The sequence below is a fragment of the Bradyrhizobium sp. genome (genome assembly GCF_049586575.1).
GTDB lineage: Bacteria > Pseudomonadota > Alphaproteobacteria > Rhizobiales > Xanthobacteraceae > Bradyrhizobium.
This window is the reverse complement of sequence record NZ_JBAVCF010000439.1, coordinates 1-3,649: the sequence shown is the minus strand read 5'-3', so window position 1 is coordinate 3,649 and position 3,649 is coordinate 1. Positions and strand designations below refer to the sequence as shown.

General features: G+C 62.7%; 4 protein-coding genes. All 4 read right to left on the bottom strand.

Translation table 11 applies throughout. The features are described from left to right. A partial coding sequence (gene accD / locus WB528_RS17340; protein ID WP_423889635.1) for an acetyl-CoA carboxylase, carboxyltransferase subunit beta occupies positions 1-789 on the bottom strand: 789 nt, incomplete at its 3' end. Positions 790-885: 96 nt separating this feature from the next. Next, complete coding sequence (gene trpA / locus WB528_RS17335; RefSeq protein ID WP_423889634.1) at positions 886-1,710, bottom strand: tryptophan synthase subunit alpha; 825 nt, start codon at positions 1,708-1,710, stop codon at positions 886-888. After that, positions 1,707-2,924 carry a tryptophan synthase subunit beta gene (gene trpB / locus WB528_RS17330; RefSeq protein WP_423889633.1) on the bottom strand — a complete coding sequence of 406 codons (1,218 nt, stop codon included), beginning with the start codon at positions 2,922-2,924 and terminating at the stop codon, positions 1,707-1,709. The genes trpA and trpB overlap by 4 nt, the downstream gene beginning before the upstream one ends. Next, positions 2,921-3,580 carry a phosphoribosylanthranilate isomerase gene (locus WB528_RS17325; RefSeq protein ID WP_423889632.1) on the bottom strand — a complete coding sequence of 220 codons (660 nt, stop codon included), beginning with the start codon at positions 3,578-3,580 and terminating at the stop codon, positions 2,921-2,923. Before WB528_RS17325 ends, trpB begins: the two co-directional genes overlap by 4 nt. Positions 3,581-3,649 lie beyond the last annotated feature (69 nt).

The window sequence follows — 3,649 nt, the reverse complement described above, 5'->3', positions numbered from 1 at the left end:
ATGCACGACCATATCGACCATGCCGTGGTCCTTGAGATATTCGGCGCGCTGAAAGCCGTCCGGCAATTTCTCGCGGATGGTCTGCTCGATCACCCGCGCACCGGCAAAGCCGATCAAGGCGCCGGGCTCGGCAATCTGCACGTCGCCCAGCATCGCATACGACGCCGTGACGCCGCCGGTGGTTGGATTGGTCAGCACGACGATATAGGGCAGCTTCACTTCCCGCAGCATCTGGATGGCGACCGTGGTGCGCGGCATCTGCATCAGTGACAGGATGCCTTCCTGCATGCGCGCGCCGCCGGAAGCGGCGAACACGATGAAAGGCGACTTCTTCTCCACTGCGAGTTCGAGCCCGCGCACGATGGCCTCGCCTGCCGCCATGCCGAGCGAGCCGCCCATGAAATCGAAATCCTGCACCGCGATGACGACGGCCGCGCCCTCGAGCCTGCCGTAACCGACCTTGACGGCATCGTTGAGCCCGGTCCGGGTGCGGGCGTCCTTGACGCGATCGGCATATTTGCGCTCATCGCGGAATCGCAGCGGATCGGCCTGTACCTCCGGCAGCGCCACATCGAACCAGGTCTCGTTGTCGAAGATCGACTTCAGGCGCGCCACCGCGCCCATGCGCATATGGTAGTTCGAACCGGGGATGACGAACTGATTGGCCTCGACGTCCTTGTAGAACACGAGCTGGCCTGAGTCCGGGCATTTGATCCACAAATTCTCCGGCGTCTCGCGGCGCAGAATGTTGCGAATCTTCGGCCGGACCACGTTGGTGAGCCAATTCATGTTGTGCTCCGCATTGCCTTCATTCGTCTAAATATATGGCGTCCCCGGGAGGCCCCGGCAAGACGCCGCGCAACGCACCCTTCCCGACATCACCGCCTATTTCGCGCGGCGAACGCCGGCCGCCAGCGCGGTTGCCAATTCGGCCACAGCGCCCACGGTCCTGGCTGTAGCTTTACCTTCCGAATCGAGGCTTCCGCGCAAGACATCCACGAGCGCCGAGCCGACGACAGCGCCATCGGCATTGGACGCGATCGCGGATGCTGCTTCCGGCGTGCGAATGCCGAAGCCGGCGCAGACCGGCAACGCCGTGTGCCGCTTGATCCGCGCAACGGCGTCGCCGACCGCGCTGGTATCGGCGCTGGCGCTGCCGGTGATGCCGGTGACCGAGACGTAATAGACAAAGCCGGACGTGTTGGCGAGCACAGCCGGAAGGCGCTTGTCGTCGGTGGTCGGCGTCGCAAGCCGGATGAAATTCAACCCGGCCTTCATCGCCGGCACGCACAATTCCGAGTCTTCTTCCGGCGGCAGATCGACGACGATCAAACCGTCGACGCCTGCTGATTTCGCATCGGTGAGAAATTTGTCGAAGCCGTAGATATAGATCGGATTGTAGTAACCCATCAGCACCAGCGGCGTGGCGCTATCGTCTTTGCGAAATTCGCCCACCATCGCGAGCGTCTTTTTCAATGTCATGCCCGCCTTGAGCGCGCGCAACCCGGCTGCCTGGATCGACGGGCCGTCCGCCATCGGATCGGTGAAGGGCATGCCGATTTCGATGATGTCGGCGCCGGCCTTCGGCATCGCCTTGATGATATCGAGTGACGTCGCGGGATCGGGATCGCCCGCCATCAGGAAGGTGACGAAGGCCGAACGGCGTTCTTTCTTCAGTTGCGCAAACCGCGCGTCGATGCGGGTGGTCACTTCTTCTTCCCCCGCAGGATATCGCCGACTTGCGGCACGTCCTTGTCGCCACGGCCGGAGAGATTGACCACCATGAGATGATCTTTCGGCCGCTGGGGCGCGAGTTCCATCACCTTGGCGATGGCGTGCGCGGGTTCGAGCGCGGGAATGATGCCTTCGAGGCGTGACAGAAGCTGAAATGCCGCCAGCGCCTCCTCGTCAGTCGCGGACAGATATTTGACCCGGCCGATTTCATGCAGCCAGGAATGCTCCGGCCCGATGCCTGGGTAATCCAGACCTGCCGAAATCGAATGCGCGTCCTGGATCTGGCCGTCATCGTCCATCAGAAGATAGGTCCGATTGCCGTGCAAGACGCCGGGGCGGCCGCCGGCGATCGACGCGGCATGCAATTGCGTCAGGCCATGGCCGGCGGCTTCGACGCCGAAGATTTCCACGGAGGGATCATCGAGAAACGGGTGGAACAGGCCCATCGCATTGGAACCGCCGCCGATGCAGGCGATCAATGAATCCGGCAAGCGGCCTTCCGCTTCCTGCATCTGCTTGCGGGTTTCCTCCCCGATCACCGACTGAAAATCGCGCACCATCATCGGATAGGGATGCGGTCCTGCCACCGTGCCGATGCAGTAGAACGTATTGTGCACGTTGGTGACCCAGTCGCGCAGGGCCTCGTTCATCGCATCCTTCAGCGTGCGCGTTCCCGACTGCACCGGGACCACCTTGGCGCCCAGCATTTCCATCCGGATCACATTGGGCTGCTGCCGCTCGACGTCGACCGCGCCCATATAGACGATGCATTCGAGGCCGAACCGCGCGCACAGCGTCGCGGTTGCCACACCATGCTGGCCGGCGCCCGTCTCCGCGATGATGCGCTTCTTGCCCATGCGCCGCGCCACCATGATCTGGCCGAGCACATTGTTGACCTTGTGGGAGCCGGTGTGATTGAGCTCCTCGCGCTTGAAATAGATCTTGGCGCCGCCGAGGTGGTCGGTAAGCCGCTCCGCGAAATAAAGCGGCGAAGGGCGGCCGACATAATCCTTCAGGTAGCCGTTCATTTCCACATGAAAGGCCGGGTCGGCCTTGGCGTCGGCGTAGGCCTTCTCCAGATCGAGGATCAGCGGCATCAGGGTTTCCGCGACAAACCGGCCGCCGAAAGTGCCGAAATGCCCGTGCTCGTCGGGACCGCTGCGGAAGGAATTGGGAATCGGCTTGTTCATCGAACCATCAGTTCTTCGGTTGCGCGCGCGGCGCGAATAAAGGCTCGGATCATGTCGGGGTCCTTGCGGCCGGGGGTGCCTTCCACGCCGGAAGAGACATCGACGCCGCCAGCCCGCGTTACGCGGAAAGCCTCCGCGACATTGCCCGCATGAAGACCGCCCGAGACCATGAACGGCAGTTTGAGGTCGAGATTTTCCAGCACATGCCAGTCGAACACCGCACCGAGACCGCCGGGGCGCGTGGCTTCTTTCGGCGCGCGTGCATCGAACAGGATGCGATCGGCTACTTCCGCGTAGCCGGGCAAGGCGGCAAGATCAGCGGCAGTCTCGACAGGCAACGCCTTCATTACCGGCAGTGCAAATTTCCGCTTGACGTCGCGCAGCCGTGCTGGGGTCTCGTGACCATGCAATTGCAAGAGATCGGGCTGCAGCGCCTCGACGATCCCGGCAAGTGTCGCATCGTCCGCATCGACCGTGAGCGCCACTTTGGCCGCACGGCGTTTGACGGCCTGGCCGAGATCACGCGCCACCTCAAGGCTGAGATGCCGCGGCGACGGCGGAAAGAACACAAAGCCCACCATGTCCGCGCCGGAATCCAGCGCGACGTCGAGCGTCTCGCGCGTGGACAGGCCGCAAACTTTGACGATCAAGGACATGGTTCAAAGACGATGGTTAAGGGAGCCGCAAGGCACCCTGATAAAGGCATTTGGCGCGGGTTCTACAAC

Bases quoted from the DNA above. Each gene is read 5' to 3' on its own strand.
- trpB (WP_423889633.1), bottom strand. From the start codon at position 2,924: ATGAACAAGCCGATTCCCAATTCCTTCCGCAGCGGTCCCGACGAGCAC.
- WB528_RS17325 (WP_423889632.1), bottom strand. From the start codon at position 3,580: ATGTCCTTGATCGTCAAAGTTTGCGGCCTGTCCACGCGCGAGACGCTC.